At 55.4% G+C, this 21,839-nt stretch carries 15 protein-coding genes and 1 tRNA gene; 8 read left to right on the top strand and 8 right to left on the bottom strand.

Annotated features, from left to right (window positions below):
• The first annotated feature begins 30 nt into the window (after positions 1 to 30).
• From vioA to ABRP31_RS07695, 3 genes are all read left to right on the top strand, one after another.
• A complete protein-coding gene (vioA, locus tag ABRP31_RS07705) occupies positions 31 to 1,149 on the top strand; it encodes a dTDP-4-amino-4,6-dideoxy-D-glucose aminotransferase VioA (protein ID WP_349971834.1) in 1,119 nt (372 codons plus the stop codon).
• Positions 1,149 to 1,871 (top strand): class I SAM-dependent methyltransferase, encoded by a 723-nt coding sequence (locus ABRP31_RS07700; protein WP_349971833.1) that lies wholly within the window; start codon positions 1,149 to 1,151, stop codon positions 1,869 to 1,871. Before vioA ends, ABRP31_RS07700 begins: the two co-directional genes overlap by 1 nt.
• A 78-nt stretch (positions 1,872 to 1,949) precedes the next feature.
• Entirely contained in the window at positions 1,950 to 5,468 is a 3,519-nt protein-coding gene (locus ABRP31_RS07695) for a glycosyltransferase (RefSeq protein WP_349971832.1), read from the top strand.
• A gap of 65 nt (positions 5,469 to 5,533) precedes the next feature.
• Here the strand turns inward: ABRP31_RS07695 and ABRP31_RS07690 are convergent, their stop codons facing one another.
• The 7 genes from ABRP31_RS07690 to ABRP31_RS07660 form a co-directional block, all read right to left on the bottom strand.
• Positions 5,534 to 6,562, bottom strand: a complete 1,029-nt coding sequence (locus ABRP31_RS07690; RefSeq protein ID WP_349971831.1) for a ketoacyl-ACP synthase III — start codon at positions 6,560 to 6,562, stop codon at positions 5,534 to 5,536.
• Complete coding sequence (locus ABRP31_RS07685; RefSeq protein ID WP_349971830.1) at positions 6,562 to 7,203, bottom strand: acetyltransferase; 642 nt, start codon at positions 7,201 to 7,203, stop codon at positions 6,562 to 6,564. Before ABRP31_RS07685 ends, ABRP31_RS07690 begins: the two co-directional genes overlap by 1 nt.
• Positions 7,200 to 7,964 carry an SDR family oxidoreductase gene (locus tag ABRP31_RS07680; protein WP_349971829.1) on the bottom strand — a complete coding sequence of 255 codons (765 nt, stop codon included), beginning with the start codon at positions 7,962 to 7,964 and terminating at the stop codon, positions 7,200 to 7,202. Before ABRP31_RS07680 ends, ABRP31_RS07685 begins: the two co-directional genes overlap by 4 nt.
• On the bottom strand, positions 7,965 to 9,056 hold the full coding sequence (locus ABRP31_RS07675) for a ketoacyl-ACP synthase III (RefSeq protein WP_349971828.1): 1,092 nt from the start codon (positions 9,054 to 9,056) through the stop codon (positions 7,965 to 7,967).
• A 61-nt stretch (positions 9,057 to 9,117) separates the two neighbouring features.
• Positions 9,118 to 9,327: an acyl carrier protein gene (locus ABRP31_RS07670; RefSeq protein ID WP_349971827.1), complete on the bottom strand. Its 210-nt coding sequence runs from the start codon at positions 9,325 to 9,327 to the stop codon at positions 9,118 to 9,120.
• A gap of 234 nt (positions 9,328 to 9,561) precedes the next feature.
• Positions 9,562 to 10,254: a HAMP domain-containing sensor histidine kinase gene (locus ABRP31_RS07665; protein WP_349971826.1), complete on the bottom strand. Its 693-nt coding sequence runs from the start codon at positions 10,252 to 10,254 to the stop codon at positions 9,562 to 9,564.
• Positions 10,251 to 11,855 (bottom strand): response regulator, encoded by a 1,605-nt coding sequence (locus ABRP31_RS07660; RefSeq protein ID WP_087273102.1) that lies wholly within the window; start codon positions 11,853 to 11,855, stop codon positions 10,251 to 10,253. The genes ABRP31_RS07665 and ABRP31_RS07660 overlap by 4 nt, the downstream gene beginning before the upstream one ends.
• Positions 11,856 to 12,526: 671 nt before the next feature.
• On the opposite strand from ABRP31_RS07660, the gene ABRP31_RS07655 reads away from it, so the two are divergent.
• The 3 genes from ABRP31_RS07655 to ABRP31_RS07645 all read left to right on the top strand — a co-directional run bounded on the left by ABRP31_RS07655 (position 12,527) and on the right by ABRP31_RS07645 (position 20,487).
• Positions 12,527 to 14,929 (top strand): TonB-dependent receptor, encoded by a 2,403-nt coding sequence (locus ABRP31_RS07655; protein ID WP_349971825.1) that lies wholly within the window; start codon positions 12,527 to 12,529, stop codon positions 14,927 to 14,929.
• A gap of 320 nt (positions 14,930 to 15,249) precedes the next feature.
• A complete protein-coding gene (locus tag ABRP31_RS07650; protein ID WP_349971824.1) occupies positions 15,250 to 16,254 on the top strand; it encodes an AraC family transcriptional regulator in 1,005 nt (334 codons plus the stop codon).
• Between the two features lie 747 nt (positions 16,255 to 17,001).
• Positions 17,002 to 20,487, top strand: a complete 3,486-nt coding sequence (locus ABRP31_RS07645; RefSeq protein WP_349971822.1) for an autotransporter domain-containing protein — start codon at positions 17,002 to 17,004, stop codon at positions 20,485 to 20,487.
• A gap of 161 nt (positions 20,488 to 20,648) precedes the next feature.
• On the opposite strand, the gene ABRP31_RS07640 is transcribed toward ABRP31_RS07645, so the two are convergent.
• Positions 20,649 to 20,725, bottom strand: a tRNA-Arg gene (locus tag ABRP31_RS07640).
• A gap of 316 nt (positions 20,726 to 21,041) precedes the next feature.
• On the opposite strand from ABRP31_RS07640, the gene ABRP31_RS07635 reads away from it, so the two are divergent.
• Both ABRP31_RS07635 and ABRP31_RS07630 read left to right on the top strand, forming a co-directional pair.
• Positions 21,042 to 21,293, top strand: a complete 252-nt coding sequence (locus tag ABRP31_RS07635; protein ID WP_349971820.1) for a hypothetical protein — start codon at positions 21,042 to 21,044, stop codon at positions 21,291 to 21,293.
• A gap of 54 nt (positions 21,294 to 21,347) precedes the next feature.
• Positions 21,348 to 21,533 (top strand): PA3371 family protein, encoded by a 186-nt coding sequence (locus tag ABRP31_RS07630; RefSeq protein WP_349971819.1) that lies wholly within the window; start codon positions 21,348 to 21,350, stop codon positions 21,531 to 21,533.
• Positions 21,534 to 21,839: the final 306 nt, after the last annotated feature.

The raw sequence follows: 21,839 nt of genomic DNA, 5'->3' as shown, positions 1-21,839 counted from the left end.
CGCTAGGTCCACATAATTAGAGATTTGCCCATGAGTAAAACGATTCCGGTTACCCGTCCTCTGCTGCCTCCCCTAGAGGAGTTCATGCCCTATCTGCAGCAAATCTGGGACAGCAATCAACTCACCAATGGCGGCCCCTTTCACCAGCAGCTTGAGCAAGAACTGGCGCAGTATCTGGGCGTAGAACACCTGTCGCTATTTTCCAACGGCACCCTGGCTTTGCTCACGGCGCTGCAGGCGTTGCGCATCACGGGAGAGGTGATCACAACGCCCTACTCGTTCGTAGCCACTGCGCACTCTTTATTGTGGAACGACCTGAAGCCGGTGTTCGTTGATATCGACCCCAACACCTATAACCTGGACCCTGATCGCATTGAGGAGGCCATTACCCCGGCCACTACTGCGATCATGCCCGTGCATTGCTATGGCATCCCGTGCGATGTCGAACGTATTCAACAAATTGCCGACCGCTACGGCCTGAAAGTCATTTACGACGCCGCCCATGCCTTCGGTGTGCGTCATCAGGGCCAGAGTCTTTTACGACATGGCGATCTTGCCATCCTGAGTTTCCATGCGACGAAGGTATTCAATACCTTCGAGGGCGGCGCTATCGTTTCTCACGACGCCAAAACCAAACAGCGCATCGACTATCTGAAAAACTTCGGCTTTGCCGATGAAGTCACCGTCGTTGCGCCTGGCATCAACGGCAAGATGAGTGAGGTCAATGCGGCCTTTGGCTTGTTGCAGCTCAAGTACATTGATGACGCACTGGCCAAGCGCAAACGCATCGACACACTTTATCGAGAAGCACTCGCAGCGATTCCACATGTTGAAGTGGTTTGGGAAACCCAGGATCAGCACAACTATTCCTATTTCCCCGTCCTGATCAAACCAGACTTTCCACTGCGCCGCGATGCGCTGTATCAGCTATTCCGCGATCAGGACATTCTGGTTCGCCGCTATTTCTATCCGCTGATCTCTGAGTTCCCGATGTATCGAGGCCTTGAATCAGCCAGGCCGGGACGGCTGCCCATTGCAACGACCATCTCCAGCCAGATCTTGTGCCTGCCCATTTATGACAGCCTCACTGATGAGGCCTTCGAGAGCATCATCGCCGTGCTCGTCTCCGCCAGTAACGAGAATAAATAATGCGAACGTGCCCCGTCTGCTCAAACCGCTTCCCGAATTTTTATCCGTTTTCGCCACAACCGCTGCAAGTACTCCATCGCCTGAACGTATTTTATTCAGCGGACGACTTTGAAACCCTCAATCTCGGCCAGTACAGCTGCCCTGAATGCACGGCCTCCGATCGTGACCGTTTATATGCACTGTTTGTGTCGAATCTTTTAAATCATCCGGAAGGCAAACCACTACGGATCCTGGATATTGCACCAGCCCCGGTGCTGTCGCAGTTCCTGCGTAACCTGCCGGATGCGGTGTACCGCTCAGCTGATCTGTTCTCTCCAATGGCCGACGATATCGTCGACATCATGGACATGAACATCTATGCCGATGAGTCCTTTGATTTCATCGTCTGCTCACATGTACTTGAACACGTCTCCGATGATTCCCTGGCGATCGCCGAGCTCTATCGGGTGCTGGCAAAAGGCGGCGCTGCCGTCCTTATGGTCCCGTTGCTGCTGACCATCACCGAAACCGATGAAGACCCGAGCGAACAGAACGTGGATGAGCGTTGGGCACGTTTTGGCCAAGACGATCACGTACGCATGTATGCCAAGCAGGACTTCATTGCGCGCCTGAAAAAAGGTGGCTTTCAAGTCGATGAGCTGGGCACCGAAGCCTTTGACCGCGGCACCTTCAAGAAGCACGGCATCACTGAGCAGTCCGTTCTGTACATAGGCCGCAAATGACGCACTCTGCCTGCACGATCGTTTGCCCGCGCGCTTGAACGGTTTGTAGTTTCTACCCCATTCCTACCTGGTATTCAGATGAACTCTCCAAGCCTGGTCAGTATTGTTATCCCGGCCTACAAACCCGACTTCTTTGAAGCCGCGCTGCTGAGCGCCCTTCGTCAGAATCACGATGATGTCGAAGTCATCGTTTGCGACGACTGCCCCACCGACGCGATAAAAGTGATTGTCGAAAAACTCAGCGTGAACAGCCGCTGGCCTATTCGCTACTTCAAGAATGAAGTAGCGCTCCGTGAAGCCGCCAACGTGGCGCGTGGCATCCGCGAAGCTCACGGTGAGTTCATCAAGTTTCTGTACGACGACGACATTCTGGTCCCGGACTCTGTACGGCTGTTGTACGACGTGCTACACGACAGCCCCGACATCAAGCTGGTAGCGTCTGCTCGTAAACGCATTGATGGCGAAGGCAATTTCCTGCCTGACAACCTTTCGACTCTCTACCCGTTCGGCCACAACGTCGTTTTGAATGGACCGGAACTGGTGTCGTTTCTATGCCAGACCCCTGTGAATTTCATCGGAGAGCCCAGCTCTGTCATGTGCCGCCGCAGTGATCTGCTGCCCTTCGGTACAGACCTCATGTCTCTGGAAGGAACGCCTATCTGGTCGTTTGGCGATGTTGCGCTGTATGTGAAACTACTTCGCCAGGGCAATCTGGCAATGCTTGCGCGTCCGTTGTCATACTTCCGCGTCACCGGAAACCAGAGTACCCAAGCGTTCGTTGCTGACCCGACACTCGCACGCGAAGGCCACGCCAACTTCCGCCGAATCACCCGCGAGCTGGGTTGGATACGTCCTGCTGATTCAAACACCACAGTGAAAATCGCGCCGCTGTCCAAACGCGACAATGTTCAGGAAATGCAACTGCTAAGCTACTTCGACCGTAGCCCGGCAACCGCGGTCAATAACAAACAGATCATTGCTCGCCTCGAGCAACATCAACCCTCTGCTGCGCAGCAACAGTTACTCCGGGACTATCTGGCGATTCATGAAGGCGGCCCGGCGGTAGCCATTGTGGTTTCGGACTTTGCCAATCAACCCGAGCGAGTACTGGCAACGCTGCAAAGCCTGGCCTCGGAAAACCCATTGCTTGATCGGCTCAAGGTTTTCATTCTCGCGGACTACGACAGCCAGACCCAGAGTGCCTTGCAAGCACAATTACCCTGGATGGCTGCAACTCTGGAAAGCCGCCCTGCCGTCCTGAATAGTCTGATGCAGGATAATGACCACGACTGGTGGGTAATGGTCGATGCCGGTACCACGTTCACCAAAAGTGGCCTGCTTTGCGCGGTCATGAAAGCTCTGGACTCACCAGATTGTGATGCCCTGTTCGCTGACGAGATAACGCTCAATGACCAAGGGGCTGCAAACCTGGAGTTCCGGACTGACTTCAATCTGGATTACTTGCTGAGCTGCCCAATGGCTGCGAGCCGTCACTGGTTGTTCAACAGGAAACCGACACTGAATGTTGGTGGTTTTGACCCGGCTTACGCGCACGCGATGGAGTTCGATCTGATCCTGCGCCTGATCGAGCACGAGAACTTCAGCTCGTTCGCTCACGCCAGCGAACCGTTGCTGATCGCGGCTCAAGCACCACAGCAAGACAACCCTGACATCATTGAAACCTTGCAGCGCCACCTAAACGCGCGTGGCTACGCTTACAGTCAGGTACACGCTTCAATTCCCGGCCATTACCGCCTGGAATATGGACATAACAGCACACCGCTGGTTTCCATTATTGTCACAGCGCAGGATCAGCTCGACACGCTATTACCCTGCATTGAAAGCATCCTGCAAAACACCACCTACCCGCATTACGAAATCATCATCAGCGACAACAACAGCAAAAGCCCGGAGACTCACCAATGGCTGGCGACCATTGACTCAATGCAGTCCGCCAAAATCCGCGTGCTACGTCATGGCGAAACACTGAATGCGTCGGCCATCAGAAACTCAGCGGTCGAATACGCGCTTGGCGAGTACGTGCTGATGCTCGCAAACGATATGTTTGTCGTGCAGGCGGACTGGTTGGAGAACCTTCTCAACCATGCATTGAGGCCTGAAGTTGGTGCGGTGGGAGCAAAACAAATTTCACCCGACGGCAGCATCGAGCATGCAGGGCTGATTCTGGGGCTTAATGGCACAGTAGCGCCCGTTACCGCGAAAGAGGGCGCAGGACCCGGTTACATGCATCGCCTGATCAGCGACCAGAACTACAGCGCTGTCAGCGGTGATTGCCTGCTGATGCGCAAGTCCTTGTATGACGAACTGGGCGGCCTTGACGAGCAGAGCTTTCCAAACCGTTACAGCGACGTAGACTTATGCCTCAAGGCTCGCGACAGCGGCCTGCTGGTAGTGTGGACTCCGCACGCAAGCATCGTTCGCAGGAAAACAGACGCAGGCACACCAGAAGCAGCCTACGATGATGAAACGCGCGCGCTGTATGACAAGTGGTTGCACTATCTCGCATGGGATCCGGCCTACAGCCTGAACTTCTCGCTGCAAGCCTCGAGCTTCACCGCTCAGTCCAATCCCGAACTGACTTGGCGACCGTTGATCCACAGGCCGCTGCCAGTGGTTCTGGTGCAGCCTGGCGATCATTCCGAAAGCGGGCGACGCATCGAAGGGCCTTTGCACCTGCTGCGAGACACGCAGGCAATCGACGGGGTAGTTTGCCACTCATCGCTGAACATTCCGGAAATCGCCCGCCTGAGCGCTGACACCATCGTTGTCCAACGCCCGCTGAGCGACGCCGAGATTGTTTCCATCCATGCGATCAAGACTCACACTAATGCGTTCGTGGTTTATGACCTGAACGAATACCCGTCATTCAGCCCACTGGAAAAGAAGGCTGCGCCATTTGCCGCTATACAGGCGTCGTTGCAGCTTGGCCTGGAGCAGGTCGACAGAGTGACCGTATCGACACCGGCCCTCGCCGAGCTTCTTTCTGGTCTGCATGGGGACATCCGAGTCATTGAAAGCAGGCTTTCGCCCGCGCTGTGGCAAGGCCTGCAAAGCACACGCAGAACTCGTGACAAGCCTCGTGTTGGCTGGGTGGGCAATGCCGATCAAGGCGCAGATCTGCTGCTGATCGAACGCGTTATTCGTCAGCTTGCGGACAAGGTTGAATGGGTCATCATGGGGCCTTGCCCGGCACGCTTGCGGCCTTTCATCCATGAACTGCGCAGCCCGGTGGAGGGCCCGTTGTTACCCGGTATTCTTGCCAGCCTGAACCTGGATCTAGCCTTGGCACCGGCCCAGCGAAACCTGATCAACCAGAGCAAAAGCCCGATCAGCCTGCTCCAATACGGCGCTTGCGGCTATCCAGTGATCTGCAGCGACATTCTGTGCTTTCAGGGTAATTTGCCGGTCACTCGCGTCAATGATGAGCCACAGGCCTGGGCTGATGCCATCGAGGCACATATCGACCAGTTGGACACATGCGCGCGTATGGGCGATGAACTCAAACGTGAAGTGGAGCAAAACTGGATGATGGATGCTGATTACCTGCAGATCTGGCAGCAGGCCTGGACGCGCTGATTGGCAAAAACTGAACAGGGCCCAAAGGGCCCTGTTTTTTTATGCAATTGCCTGCCAATGGATGATCACCAGTGGATCACACACGCCCCCCACGAATAACCCACTCCGAAACCCACCGCAGCCATTTTGGTGCCCGGCTTGATAACCCCTTTGTTCAACGACTCTTTCAGCGCGATCGGGATCGTACAAGAAACGGTATTGCCACTGTGCTCGAATTCTGTGACGAACTTGTCCACCGGCAACTTCAAGCGACGACGCAATGACTCAAGCATGAATTGATTGGCTTGGTGAAACACAAACAGGTCCATGTCCGCAGCAGCAAGCTGTTCGTCAAACAACGACGCAAACAGTTGCGGCACCCGAGTCATGGAGAACTCAAAAATCGCAGGCCCATTCATATACAGATCAGCATCAGTTCGAACGTTACCGCTCTCATCACGACGCTCAACGGGATTCAGGTTTACAGCAGCAGGCCGACGCGCACCGCCAATCGGAACGATGAGATTCTCGGCACCCGCACCGTCACTGCCATAGCGGAATCGATCCAGATAAGGCCCGCCCTCGCCTCCGTCGGCAACGATCAGAGTAGCGGCCGCCGCGTCACCAAACAGCGTACGGACGCTTTTGTCTTGGGGATTGATATAGCGGCTGTAGGTTTCGGCGGTAACCAGAAGAACGTTTTTGCACTGGCCTGACTCGATCATGCCCTTGGCAATGCCCAGCCCATACACATAACCGGAGCACCCCTGATTGAAATCAAAAGCTGCGCATGTCGTAGGCAGTTGTAAGCGGTGCTGCAAGACACAGGCTGTTGCAGGCAACAGGTAATCCGGACTCTGGGTGCAGTAGATCAAGGCATCAATACTGTCACGCGCAACATCGCCATTGAGGAACAACTTCTCGCATGCCCGAAACGCGAGATCGGAAGCTGTCTCTGCCTCATCGATAATCCGCCGATCACCGATTCCGGTCTTGGCGAAAATCTTGTCGACGCCCCATTCCGGAAACTCGTCAGCCAGCATTTCATTGGTCAACGAGTGAACAGGCAGTTCATATTCAATATTCTGAATTCGGGCATAGGAAGTCATCTGCATCACCCTGAGATACGTTTGGCAGGAACGCCAAAGACTGTGGTGCCCTCAGCGACATTGCGTATGGCGACACTGCCTGCACCGATGACTGCCTGACGCCCGACTCTGACCTTTGGCAAGACACTGGCGTGCGTCCCCATAAAGACCTCTTCTTCGAGAATCACACCACCGGTTACATCGCATTGCCCACTCAACGTACTAAAGTCACCGATGAAAGCGTCGTGGCCTATGGTGCAAGAAACATTGATCGTGACAAATGCGCCAACGGTCAGATCAACCGAAAGCAAAGCAAACGGGCAGATGACGGTCCCTTGGCCAATTTTGACATTTTCTCCAATAACCGCCGACGGATGGACCAGACTGAAGAAGACACTCCCCTTGGCGAGCAGTTTTTCGACAACCTTTCGCTTATCCGCCGGGTTGGCGATCGCGCAGACCAGATGCTCGTCATGCTGAGGGACATAAGCATCCACCGTCGAGACGATGTCAGGATAATGATTGAACCGATTCAACGAACCCTCGCCATCGTTGATGAATCCGGCGATGCTCCAGCCCGGATTCAACTCAACCCAGTCAGTCAACCACGCGTGTACTTCACGTCCGAATCCGCCTGCACCGACTATTAGCAGCTTCTGGGTTTTCATTGCGCAAGGTACCCCCCGTCGACAACCAATGATGTGCCTGTTACCCAGCGCGCTGCCGGAGAAAGCAGATAGTTGACGGCATAGGCCACGTCTAGCGCCTCGCCAATACCCAGTACATGCTTCTGGGCGATATCTGACATAGCGTTTTTACCCACAATCTGATCAAGACTCTGGGTCATCTCGCTATTGACGACACCCGGCGCAACTGAGTTAACCCTGATCTCCTCCCGAGCGAGTTCCAACGCCGCGACCCGAACCATGGAGTCCATTGCGCCTTTGCTCGCGCAGTAAGCAAGCAACGCAGGTTCAGCGACACGAGCCATGACGGATGAAACCAAAACAATGCTGGAGCCTTTGTTACAGACTCCTTTTTGCCGGAAAGCCTTGATCAGTAGAAAACTCGAGGTCACGTTAGTAGCCATCAGAGTTTCCCAGTGATCCAGACTCAATGCACGAATCGGCATAGGCATCAACACACCCGACGCATGAACCAACCCGTCAAAGGGAGTGGAACTGGACTTGACCTGAGCCTTCATCCAGGCGGACACATCCTCACCGCTCAAAAAATCGAATGAAGCAATGCTATGAGCGCCACCGCTGAGTTGATGAAGAGTTTCTTCCAACCGCTCCTGATTTCGGGCGACCAAGGTTATTCTTGCGCCTTGCTTACTGAGCCAGATGGCCACTTGCCGACCGATACCGGAAGAGGCACCGGTAACCATGATCGACCTTCCGTTCAGAGAGAAGGGATTAACGTCCAATCAATCTGCGCTCCCTTGTTTATCCATTATCAAGACAGGACTTATCCAGGTGTCGGTGAGTTGTAAAACACATCCGGCCCACGAATAACCGACGCCAAAACCAGCCAACATGTATCGACCGCTTAAAGTCGACCCTGAGGCAGCACTCATGCAGAGAGCCAGCGGAATGGAAACCCCGCTGGTGTTGCCTACATCTTTCATGTTCAAGACAACCTTGTCGTGTTGCATGCCAATCTTTTTCGCTAAATGCTCCAACATAAACTTGTTGGCTTGGTGAAATACATATTTGTCGATAGCGTCGCTGCCGCTTTCAACAGCACCGTGAAGCGCCTTGACCATCCCTGGGATCCGCGCCAGCGTAAAGGCGAATATCTCCGCCCCATTCATGTACAAATCGAAAGGTCCTCGCACGCCCTCTTCCGAAGTCGACTTGTCGTTGCCCGCCGGATCTCGAAAAGCACCACCGGGAACAATCAGATTTTTTTCGCCACGCCCGTCACTTCCCAGCACAAATGGAGTCGCTACAGCCTGCGAATCATGATCGAGCAATGTCGCAGAGCCTGCATCACCAAACAATGCTGCGACAGTTCGGTCATCCTCGCCAACAAGCTTGCTGATCGTATCGCCTACCAGCAACAACACACGCTGACTAGCGCCGGATGCCAGTAGCGAAGAAGCCAGCCATAGCCCGTATACATAGCCGGAGCAACCCAACCCGACGTCAAATGCCGCCGTGGAAATGTTCAACCCCAAACGTTGCTGCAGCGAACATGCAGTAGCCGGCAGTACGTGATCGCGGGTCTGGGAAATAAAAATCAGAGTGTCAATGGTTGACTTGTCGATCGCCAAGTCTTCAATCAATCGTTCAGCGGCAGCAATACACAGATCTGAGGCGCATTCGGTATCGACCACATGACGAGACTCGATACCGGTACTGCTTATAATTTTGTTGATAGCGTCTGCACCGAACTTGTCGGCCAGATCCGCGACCTTCGAAATTGCAGGAGGCAGCGCACATGCAATGCCACTTACTTTTACCTGCGATAGCCTGCGTACAGGATAATTTTCGCCAGCTGGCGACACGTTACTCATGAAGCGCCCTCTTGCTAACGTCAAACATGACTACGCCTTTAAGTTCGTAGTCAGCAGAGGCTTAATTCGAATTGACTAGCGAAACTACGTCATCAACGGTCGTACAGCCGCTCAGTCGGGACGCGGATAATGTGATGCCCAAGTGCTCATCGGCTAACGCCATGAACGCAACGACAGCAATAGAATCCCAATCCAGAGGTTGACCCAACGCCAAAGTCCCCTCATCAGCTTCCATGGCTTCTTCGATCAACTTGATTACTTTGTCTTCCATCGCCTCAACTCCCGAAACGAACTGCAGAATGGGTGTGCGCCAGCAAATTGCGTACGCTTGAAGGTGTAGAAGCAATAATCGAACCAGAAAAAACTTATGGCTTGAGTGGCCGCAGCCGGGCGACCCGGATGCATGTAGCAGGTCCGGCTGAAGCGCCGACGACAATAAAACGACGGTTACGACGCTATCTGGGGATCGCAACCGATAATGAGGCGTCAAAAATCAGCGTAATAATCACGGCAGGTAAATACTAAACACGCCCCCACCCAACGGACCGCCATTCGCCAGCTCAATACGTCCATGCACGCCGTTACGCTGATGCTGCTCAGCAATGCGTGCCGCGAAATAAAGTCCCAGGCCCGTGCTGCCGCTGACCTGGTTGATACCCAATGCATAATCCGCCTGCTTTTCAATCATGCTGGCCGGATAGCCTTCGCCGTCATCATTGATAACGATGCAAAGCTGCCCCTCGTCTTCCCTGACGCTGACGGCGATGGTTTTGTCCGCGTGGCGAATAGCATTCACCAGGATGTTGCCCACCACTGTGCCAATCAGCTCACGATCAAAGAAACCCAGCGGGATGAGCGCATCCACTTCACTGGTGGCGACGATACCGCGACTGTTCAGCACTTCCTGATGATGCGCCAACTGGCTTTCGATGAAGTCATCCATCTCGTGGTAATCAGGACGCAGCGGCAGCTGATTGACGTCCAGCTTGTAGAGGCCGAGCAGTTGCACGAGCATGCCGTTGAGCCTGGCGAACTCGTACTCTATGACGCCATGCTCAGGAGTATCGCGCTGCTCCTCGGTCAACTGTTCGAGCCATCGATTATGGGACTGGCTCAGTGTCGACAGGGAGTTCTTCATGTCATGCACAGTCGAGGCAATCACCATGGAGAAATCCATACTTGCTTGGTTGTCGCTCATACTCCAAACGCCTTGCTCTGCAGTTTTTGATAGCGCTCGAAACGCGGATCGCTTTCGGGCATCTTGCCGACCATCTTCAGGCAACTGCGACACTCTTCCAGCTTGGCTGCATTGGGAGCCGATGCCATGGAGTGAAGTAATGCCTGCGCCAGGTTCAAGGCAATACTGATGTTCTGGGCCTGCAGCGCCAATGCGCGACGGAACAGGTCCTGAGCCTCGTTAAGATTGCCAGCCTTGTAGGTACGAACGCCTTGAATATTGAGTTCAATGGCGGCCTTGTTGGCACCGAGGATCGCCGGATCGTCAGTTTGCTTGGCAATGCTTTGCATCACCGATGGATCATCACCGTAAATCTCGGCGCAGCTCTTCAACACATCTGCACCGGCCTCGGCCTGACCAAGGCTCTGCAACTGGGAGGCGACCGCCAAAGCGGCATCAGCACTGAGAAATTGCTCCATGTCCTGCAACCGGCCCACCGCATCTGCGGTCAGCTTGGCAGCCATCTCTGGATCGGAATGCTTCACGCTGGCAGCTTTCATCAGCCGTGTGCGGACTTGCAGCCCCTGATCTGCACCGTTTTCTTTGGCAACCTCACTGAGCGTCTGGTTGATCTCTACCCGCGTACGCGCATCAAGCCCCTGATCGCCGCCCCGGGAAATCAACGCCTGAGCAAAACCAAGATTGGTCTCAGGGTTTTTGAAGCGAGAGAACTGGCCTTGATTGACCGCCTGACGATAGGCTTTGGAAGCCCCTTCAAAATCGTTGTTATCCAGCGCCAGCTTGCCCAGCAGCGTTTGCCGGCGCACTGCCAGAGGCGAAATTTTCACCGCGTCTTCCAGCACCTTTTGTGCGCGGACTACATCGCCGCGCGCAACCAGCGCTTCGGCAAGGCCGTCGTAAAGGATTGGCATGCCCGGAAAGGCTTTTACTGCCGCATCGAAAACCGCTTGCGCATCGGCGTGCTTGTTGCGCTTGAGCATCAAATTGCCGAGCGCGGCATACGCCCAAGGCGCAGGGCGATCGGCAAGAATGGATTTGAGCAACGCTTCAAGCGGCTCATATTGCTTCAGATCACGCAGCGCATCGGCTTTATAGCGCAGGCACAGCGGCGCATAACGCGGGTCCTGTTTGGTCAGCGCCACACAGGCGGCAAGTACTTCGGCAGGCTTGCCGCGGTCCAGCGCTTGCAGGATTGGCTTGAGCAAGCCCTTGCGCTGCACCAGTTTTTCAAGACGTTGCGCCAGCCCTGCACGGTTGAACGGTTTGGTCAGGTAAGCATCCGGTTCCCATTCCAGCGCGCTCATCACCATCGCCTGGCTGTTCTCGGCCGTGACCATGACAAACACGCTTTCGTGACTCAGCAACCGGTCAACCATCAGATCTTCGAGTACATGCTGGCCGTTTTTCTTGCCGTCACCAAGATTGAAGTCATGCAGGACAAAATCGTAGCGCTTTTGCGAACACATCTTCAGCGCCTGCTCTCCGGTGTCGGCGGTGTCCACATCCCTCACCCCCAGTTCGCGCAGCATAGAGCGCACCGAACTGCGGAAGTCGGAGAAGTCGTCGACGATCAGAAAACTCTTTTGGTTGTACGCCAGCATCAGGGGTCCTGTCGGGGAAGAAAGAAGATGAGCCCAAAGGCAAACATATAGACGGGTCCAGCTTCGCTGCCCACTTTTGGCGTGCAATAACCACCCAATAGCACTAAGCCATCACGTAAATTCTACACCAAAGCCTTGTTCCATGGCTCTGACCGGCACCTTGCAGCCCCTGCTCATTTCACTCATATCAACGTCGCGTGAAATATAGCGGGCTATCGCCGATAGGCAGTTTATCGGCAACGTGCCAGTTTTCTGGAGTCAGAATAATGACTGCGGATGATGTTTGATGGATATTCCTGACGGGGGCAGATGAAACCATGCAGGGCCCTGATCTCTGAATCTCACACAGGTCAATTGTCTGCGTGCCAGCGCTGTACCGAGAACACCAGGCGATAGCCCTTTAAAAACGCCATGCAGGCCACTGATTTTCTGTTGGAGCTGCCGAAGGCTGCGATGCAATTTTCTTGACACACCGCCATCGCAGCCTTCGGCAGCTCCTACAGGCCCAAGTATTCGCTGTGCGGTAGCGCTGAGCGAGGGACACCGTGGTCCCACCGACAAAAAGCTGCCCCTCAAAAAAGCTCCTTCGAAAAAATTTGCATAAACCCTGTCCCCTTTTTTCGTCTCACCGGTCATCACAGGTAAGTGAACAAATATGAGAGCTTACTTCCATGCCCCCAGCGTCGCCTTATCGTTTGCGCCCCTTGCTGCATTTCAGTCTTTTGCTGACTTTGAGCTCCAGCCCGCTTTTCGTCTCGTCCAGCTGGGCCGAAGGCACAGACCGTCGCACCTACGAGGTACCGGCAGGCAGCCTGAGTGCTGCGCTGAACCGTTTTGCAGGTCAGGCTGGCGTCAACCTGTCCGTGGATCCGGCACTGGTCAGCGGTCGTAACAGCGCCGGGTTGTCTGGCGACTTCGCGGTAGAAGAAGGCTTCTCGCGCTTGCTGCAAGGGTCTGGCCTGCAGCTGGTTCCGGTGGCAGCTCAGTCTTACACCTTGATCCCCGCGCCGGAGGGTAGCAGCCTGCAACTGGCCCCCACCTCGATTCTCGGTACCGCAGGCACGACAGGTGAACAGGCTTATGCCGGTGGCCAGGTCGCTCGCAATGGTTCGCAAGGTTTGCTGGGTTCGCGGGACTTCATGGAGACGCCGTTCAGCATGACCACCTACACCAGCAAAACGGTGAAGGATCAACAGGCAAGAACCTTGGGCGACCTGATTGCCAGCGACCCTTCGGTGCGTGCCACCAACCCGGCAGGCGGGCGCTATGAACAGTTCACCATTCGTGGCTTGAGCCTGTTCAACAGCGACGTTTCCTATAACGGTCTCTACGGCATTTTGCCGACCTACACCATCGACATGGAAATGGCCGACCGGGTCGACATTCTCAAAGGTCCGAGCCAGTTGATTAATGGCATCTCACCACGAGGCAGCGTCGGTGGCGGCATCAACGTGGTGCCCAAGCGTGCCACGGAAAAACCCATCACCGAGATCACGGGCAGTTACGCCTCCAACAATCAGCTGGGAACGGCCGTGGATGTTGGCCGCAGGTTTGGCGACGAAGACAAATTCGGGATTCGCTTCAACGGCGTAAAACAGTCGGGTGATACCGAATGGGACCACCAGAGCGTCGACCGTGAGATGGCCGTTTTAGGCCTGGATTTTCGGGGTGATCGCCTGCGCCTTTCGACAGATATCGGGCACACCGAACGCGACACCGATGCGCCGCAGGAACGTGTGCAAATCGGTGCAAACGCGAACGTGCCAAACGCCAATGATGTCCGTCGCAATTACGCTCAGGCCTGGAGCAAGGCGCGTACCAAAGATACATTCGGAGCAGTCAATGCCGAGTATGACGTTAGCGACTCAGTGATGGTGTATGGCGGCGTAGGCGCCCGTAAAAGTAATCACGACTTCCTTCGCCACGCTGTTTCAATCACTAATAACGCCGGGGATTTCAGCGTCCAGCCACGCGACTTCACCCGTGATGAAAACGTCCGTACGGCCACTGCCGGTGTGCGCAACTGGTTCCAGACCGGTCCTGTGAGCCATGAAGTCAATCTGGCCGCCAGCTACTTCTACATGGATTTCGAAAATGGCGGCGCGCGCTATGCCGCGTCACCGAGCAATCTGTTCGATCCAGTCGACACGCCGACACCCAGCAACCCCACCCGCCAGGACGACAAGGTCTATACCGAGAACCGCTACAGCGGCCTGGCCTTGTCCGACACGCTGGGTTTCTTTGATGACCGCTTGCTGCTGACGCTGGGCGCCCGCTGGCAGCGGGTAAAAGTCGATGACTGGACCAACAACGTCAAAGGTGACACCGCCTACGACGAGGAAAAGATCTCACCGTCGGGCGGCATTCTGTACAAGGTGACCGATCAATTGTCGGTGTATGCCAACTACATGGAAGGCCTGAGCCAGGGCAAGATCGCACCGTCCACCTCGATCAACGAAGACGAGATTTTTCCACCCTTCATCAGTCGTCAGGTCGAGGTCGGGGCCAAGTATGACCTGGGCACCTTCGCCTTCACCGCCAGCGCCTTCAGAATCAAACAACCGGCTTACGAGACTAACGCGACGACTCGAGTCTTCGGGCCAAACGGCAAGCGGGAAAACAATGGCGTGGAATTGACCATGTTCGGCGAACCGCTCAAGGGCTTCCGCCTGCTTGGCGGTGTGATGTATATCGACAGCGAATTGACTGACACCCTCAACGGTACTTTCGACGGTAAACGCGCCCCCGCAACACCCGAATACAACGTTAATCTGGGTGCTGAATGGGACGTGCCAACGGTTCAAGGTCTGACCCTGACCACCCGCGGCATTTACTCCAGCTCACAGTATCTGAACCAGGCCAACACCAAGGAAATCGATTCCTGGGAGCGGTTTGACGTAGGCGCCCGTTACGCGTTCAAGGTCGACGACAAGGACGTGACTCTGCGCGCCAACATCGAAAACGTCATGGACAAGCGCTTCTGGAGCTCAGCGGGGGCGTCGGATGACAGCGAGCCAGGTTTGACGCTGTCTACGCCACGGACTTATCTGGTTTCGGCGACTATCGGGTTTTAAGCGACCCATCCTGCCAAGCGCCCAGGGACGGGCGCATGCAGATCGATCTTTTTTGCTCGCACGCCCTCCCCCCCCTAACATCCAGCTCCTGCTACTTTTCTTCCAGTGCTGCCAGCGGGCTTACGTCAGCGAAGGTCGCCTTCAACTCACTTGCCTGACGGGCCGCGTCACCACCACGTCGCTGCCATGGCGCAATCCACGCATCTGCCATCTCTGTGATCCCATACCGTGACTTTGCTGGTTCCCTTCCCATCAGATAACGAATTTCACCTTATCCAATAAAAACAACACGGGTTCGACAAACACGATATGGAAAAGACATGCAGAGTATTTCCCTCACGTTCGCCCGTGCCTTGGCAAGCGCGCTATGCACCGGCGACGAGCGCATGCGCTCACTCGCAGTAGAGTTTGAAAAAGAAGCTGCTTCATGTGCGGCTACGCATCTACCGATGAGCGAGCTCTGCCGTTTTTTTGACCACGCACAATTACGGAGTGGTAATGAGGACCTGGGATTGCTGGCTTATCAAAAAGCCCATCCGGGCCATCTTGGAGTACTGGGCTACGCAATCATGTCCAGCCCCACACTCGGTGACGCCATGACACGCATGGTCGAACATCACTCCATGATCGGCACTGGCTTCTGCATGTTTCTGGACAGCAGTGCAACCACCCTCAGGATCGCCGGATTATCGGCCGACACGCAAAGCGATATTCTGCCCAGAGCCTTTGTCGACGCCGTGGCCGCTATTACCCTAGGCCTGCTGCATTGGCTAACCCCTTCTGTACTGATCAGGCCGGTCAGAGCCGAATTCACCTATGAAAAACCTCGGGATACGCGACAACTGGAGCAACTGTTTGGCCACGACCTGAGGTTTTCCTGCGTCGTAAACGCGATGACCTTTCAGAGAAGCGACGCTGATCTGGCCGTCGCCACCTTCGATCCATCTCTGCAACAACTGCACGACAATTACTTGAAGCGACGCCAGGACGAGTTACCCGCCGACAACACCGTTGTAAAAATCAAACGTGCGATCTTGCAACACCTCAATCAGGCAAGGCCAATCGGCATGGCAGACATCGCTCAAACGCTGGGGATGTCCACTCACCAATTAATCAGGACACTGGAAAAAGACGAGCAGAGTTTTCAGAAACTGGTAGACCTCGTTAAAAAACAACACAGTCACCAACTGCTGATGAATACAACACTCAGCCTTAAACAGGTTTCTTACAACGTAGGCTTCAAGCACCCCAGTGCCTTCAACAAAGCCTGTGAGAGATGGTTCGGAATGTCCCCTGGGAGTTATCGCTCAAGCAAGCAGGCGTGAGGGTTGGCAGGGCTTCATTCACGGGTACGTATCGTCGACCGCCTGGAAAAAGCTGACGTATATCGCCGAGCATAATTTTGTATGTGAGCAGACGCTCCCACGCCCCTCTTTCGTACCCACGCTGCACCGTTGCTCACGCCTTAAGCTGGAGCGGCACTGGACAGCCCCGATCTATCAACGGCTCCCCGTCGCCCTCACCTGCCAGACGGTATAAGCCCCTTAAACCACCGATACATCTACGCCCTGAATCGCCAACTGTCGCGCGGCGCGCCTGTGACGCGCAGAGCAAATAACTGGGCCTTGGCAAGCGTCAAGTTCCGCGCCATCGCGCCGATATCGACTCAAGACAGCCAACGCTAAAAGGACTTCCTTACGCTACCGCTCTTTTCACGGTGGCCCCCTCAAGTCACGCCCAAGCACTCGCTTCGTGAATACGCATAAAAACGGCTGTCGGGTTCTCTGACCCTGTATAGAAAAGTTAATGATCAAACGCTGAACTCTGGGTGAGAAATGGCGGGTATATCGTTCAAGCACTGGCTCTCTGCCGGGATGGCTTCGGTTGTTTTAACAGTGCTTTCTGTTCCTTCGGCGTTCGCACTATCAAACGGCTGCACGGCCGTTAATAACTTGTCAGGTGCCACGTCACTGTCGTACGCCTCAAACAGGTATCTTGCTTCCCAGTTTTTACCTGGAGACGCTCTGACGCTGACGTTTAACGATAGCGGGTCGGCGCTTGGCGGCAGCGTAATGAGCGCAGACAGTGTCAGTGTGGCTCGCTACAACCTATCCAATGCCCAAACCTACAACTCGGCCAATACCACGAGTAACACGCCTCACGCTGTCACCATAAGTGTGCCGGCTGGCAGTCTGGAGGCCAACGGAGTTGCTATTCGCGCCACGACTACTTTTGGCCAAATCAGCAACCTGATATTCAGATGTACCAATAGCTCCCAAGTGTCCTCTGACGCTACGCTATCTGGCCTCTCACTCTCGGCAGGCAGCCTGTCTCCCGGGTTCGCCAGCGGTACCACCAGCTATACCGCCTCTGTCAGCAATGCTACATCCTCAGTCAACGTCAGACCCACCGCGACAGACAACACGAGCACAATCACGGTCAATGGCACGCCGGTAACCTCAGGTAGCGATTCAGGACCTGTCAATCTGGTGGTCGGCTCAAACATTCTTTCGCTCTCAATCACGGCTGCCGATGGCCTGACTACCAAGTCCTACTCCATCAACGTAACCAGGGACCAGGGCGCTCCTGTGGTCAGTAATGTTACGGCCACCGTGGCGGCCAACAGCTCGAACAACCCGATCACTTTAATCATCGCAGGTAACGCGACCGCAGTTGCCGTCGCCTCCGGAGCCTCCCGTGGCAGCGCGGTCGCTTCGGGTACAACCATCAGCTACACGCCAACAGCCGGTTACTCTGGCAGTGATTCATTCACGTACAACGCGTCCAATGGTTCTGGCACTTCCTCGCCTGCCACCGTTACAGTCACTGTATCCCCGCCAACCCTGATCGTCACACCATCATCCGGGACGTTAACCGCAGGGCAGGTCGGCGTGAACTACAGCAGAACGCTCAGCAGTTCAGCGGGCACTTCGCCGTACGCCTGGTCAGCTAGCGGCTTGCCTGCCGGTATCAGCCTGCATCCGTCCACCGGAGTACTCAGCGGCATACCGACCACAGCAGGCAATTTCAACCTGTCGGTGCTTGCCACGGATGCCAATGGTGCGACAGGATCGGCCAGCTATACCTTATCCATCGCTGCTGCACCGCCAGTGACCGGGCCAGTTTCAGCAAGCGTCGCAGCCAATACCAGCGGCAACGCCATCACGCTCAATCTGTCCGGAGGTGCAGCGGATTCCGTTGCGATAGCGACTGCAGCCAGTCATGGCACCGCGTCGGCATCAGGCTTGTCGATTACCTATACACCGAGCCCCGGATTTTCCGGAACGGACAGTTTTACCTACACCGCCAGCAATGCAACCGGCACCTCTGCACCCGCTACCATCACGATAACGGTTAGCTCATCACCCCTGACCTTCAGCCCGGCGAGCGGTGCACTCCCCCGCGGCGAGGTTGGTACGGCCTACAACACGCAGATCAACGCGACAGGCGGCGTCGCCCCCTACCATTACTCCGCTACCGGGCTGCCAAGCGGCCTAAGTCTCAACACATCCGGGGCAATAAACGGCGTTGCTACCGTCGCAGGCAACTTCAACGTGTCGGTGACAGCAACTGACAATGCCGGCGTCCGTACCTCCGGCACCGTTAATTACACGCTTGAAATCGCGGAACAATTGCCGATCGTTGCGCCAGTCACTGTCACCGTAGGCGCCAACACGTCCAGTAATCCGGTGGCGTTGGCGCTCTTCGGAGGAACAGCTGTCAGCGTTTCGATAGTCTCAGCGGCGTCCCATGGTACGGCGACCGCCTCAGGAACCAGCATTCGCTACACGCCAACTCCGGGTTTCTCAGGCAGCGATAGCTTCACTTACACAGCTACGAATACGGCCGGCACCTCTTCCGTTGCCACAGTAAACGTCACCGTAATAGCGTCAGCATTGGCCCTCTCACCGGCGGCCGGCTCACTGCCAGCGGCGCTCGTTGGAACGGCCTACACTCAAGCCTTCAGCGCGACCGGGGGCGCCAATCCTTATCACTTCAGCGCCGCCGGTATCCCGGCAGGCCTGACGATAAACCCGGTCAGCGGAACTCTGACCGGAATACCTGCGACTTCGGGCAGCATTTCGCTTTCAGTCACCGTAACCGACGCTAATGGTGTGCAAGTGAGTGCCACCTACAGCCTGACTATTGCTGCTACGCCGAACGCACCAAATGCCGCCGACACCGCAGTCGCCACCCGTGCAGGCCAAGACGTGACTGTAGATTTGAGCGCAGGAGCCACTGGCGGGCCGTTCATATCCGCCACGCTGGTTCAAGTACCCGCGCAGTATCTGGGCACGGCCAGACTCAATGGGCTTAGATTGAGCTTCACCCCGACAGCGAGAGCAAGCGGTTTGCTGACGTTGCGCTACACGCTGACCAACCAACAGGGCACGTCGCAGCCAGCGACCCTGACCATACAAATCAGTGCCCGGCCTGATCCTGGCCAGGATCAGGAGGTCGTCGGGACCGTGAATGCCCAGACACAAAGCGCTGCGCAGTTTGCGAAGGCACAAATCAGCAATTTCAACGACCGGCTCGAGCAACTACATGGCAGGGATGGCCACAGTAACGCGTTCAACCTGCGTTTCGGCTTGACTCAAGCTGAAGCACTACACGAGGCCGACGATGATTTGGATATCTTCCGCTCGCTAGCTGCGTTTCAAGCAGCACCGGATGAACAATGGACACTCCAGCGGGCCTCTCAGGCAAAGGCATCGGACCAGCCCCCTGCGGGTGACATATCCCTCTGGACAGGCGGTTATGTCGACTTCGGCAAAACCCAACGAAGCGGCACGAAAGTCAGCAACACGCTGATCGGCATCAGCGGCGGTATCGACTATCGGTTGTCCAGATCAATGACGGTAGGTGCAGGCATAGGCATTGGCAGGGATAAGAATGATATTGGTTCGTCGGGCAGCAGCAGCCGCGGGGAATCCTACAGCGCAGCGATCTATGGCAGCTACCACCCTGGGCCCGTATTCCTTGATGCCCTGCTTGGGTACAGCTGGTTGACCTTCGACAGCGACCGCTATGTGTCAGACGTCTCGCGCTACGCCAGCGGCAGTCGTCGGGGCGATCAATTGTTCGGTTCGTTAAGTTCGGGCTATGAAGCTAGAGGGGAAAACTGGTTGGTATCCCCGTATGGCCGACTGGATGCTTCAACCACTTGGCTGCATGGTTTTACCGAATCTGACGCTGCTGACTACAACCTCGACTATGCCGATCAGCGCATTTCCTTGCTCTCCGGAATCGCAGGGTTGCGCGGGCAGTACGGCATACCGCTGGGCTGGTCCTACGTAAACCTTCGCTCGCGCGTGGAATACAGTCACACGCTTAATGCCGGCAGCACAGCCAAAATGGGCTACGCCGACCTCGCTGACGACGCCTATTCAATCAGGACCGAAGGCTACAGTCAGAACACCATTCTGGGTTCACTGGGGCTGGACTTCCTTTGGGCATCAGGCCTGAGTACCGGAGTTACCTATCAAGGGACCCGGGCTTTGGGTGACCCGTCACGCTCGGATTCGTTGGCGCTACGGGTTGCTTACAGGTTCTGACGAACAGATAGCCGCCAACCGGCCTTGATGGAGTGCTACAAAAAGAGCCGGACTTGGTTGAGCCTCGGTGGGGCTTTTTCTGCCTGCGCCACTTTTGCTAAGCCCTGCCAGCCCCACTAGAGGCAAGAAATATTGCGAAAAGTGCTGGAGGCCTTGATATGTGGTGTCCCAGGGCAGGTTCGAACTGCCAGCCTTCCCCTTAGGAGGGGGATGCTCTATCCAATTGAGCTACTGAGACACAGCGGGCCAGCACACAGATTGGTGCCGGCGAGGACGGCGTGCATGTTAACGACACAGGAGCACTTTGTCATGTCGTCTTTGGCTTACACGGCTGTGGTCCAAATCCGTTTATTATGCCGGGAATCTACACGACCATGCATTTTGCAATGCACCACATCGCCACCATTGCAAAACGCATGCAGCACGGGCAATCAATCAATTTTAAGTAATTGATTTATAAGGACTTTATACATCTTGCGAGTTGGCATGCAGACTGCAATACCTCATACGGTAGAGCCCCTTCCTTAAGAAAGTTCCGTTGGAGGTAATTGAAAATGAACATCGCCCTTTCAGTGTTGAACGTTGCAGCGCTAGTTACACTGGTGGCTTTTCATTTTCAAGACGACGGTAAAGCGGAGCAGACAGCTCTACAGGCTCAGCCGCACCACCTGCTGCGTCAGGCCCCTCAGTTGGCGATCATGACCGATCGCAGTAATCACCCTCAAGCGGTCACACTCGCTAATGACTCCGAGGCACCTGCTTCGAACTCAGCCAGCGTGAGAGCAGAGCCTCGCTGGGTTTTTTAAAAGACGTTCTGAGCCTCTGATTGCCCCAACGAAACCACGGAAAAGAGAATCGCCATGTCCAAGTCAGCTTTATCGTTCATCACCCTGGCCCTGTTGGCTGTAGTGTTCGATTACCAGCTGCCCGCCACAGCTGAAGGCTTGAGCAGCGCTGCAAAAATCGCAGCCGGAGTTTTCGGCGTATTGTTTGTGGTAGCACTGGTTCTCGGGCGCCGCATCAAGTTTGATCCTGTTCTGCGCTAAGAATCACTCCTTTCTGACGGCTCACCCGAGCCGTAATTCTGCGAATCGACCAAAGCTCCAGTGGACTATCGTCACGTCCGTCGGCCAGCGCTCGTATTCCATGCATATCCTTCTAAGCTGACAAATAGCCATCACGGCAGTCTGAGCCCCGGTAAATCGGCACGAAATCGAACCTTGCTGATGAGTGGATGGATAAGCGCTTTGCAAATTCGTTCGCAATTCTGATAATCGGTGCTGGCTAATCGCCTTTATCTGAGTCAATATTTGTCACAGAATTGACGCCAAGGATCTGGCAGATTGGGGCAT

This window comes from Pseudomonas caspiana, assembly GCF_040224095.2.
Taxonomy (GTDB): domain Bacteria; phylum Pseudomonadota; class Gammaproteobacteria; order Pseudomonadales; family Pseudomonadaceae; genus Aquipseudomonas; species Aquipseudomonas caspiana.
This window is presented reverse-complemented; position numbering and strand designations above follow the sequence as displayed.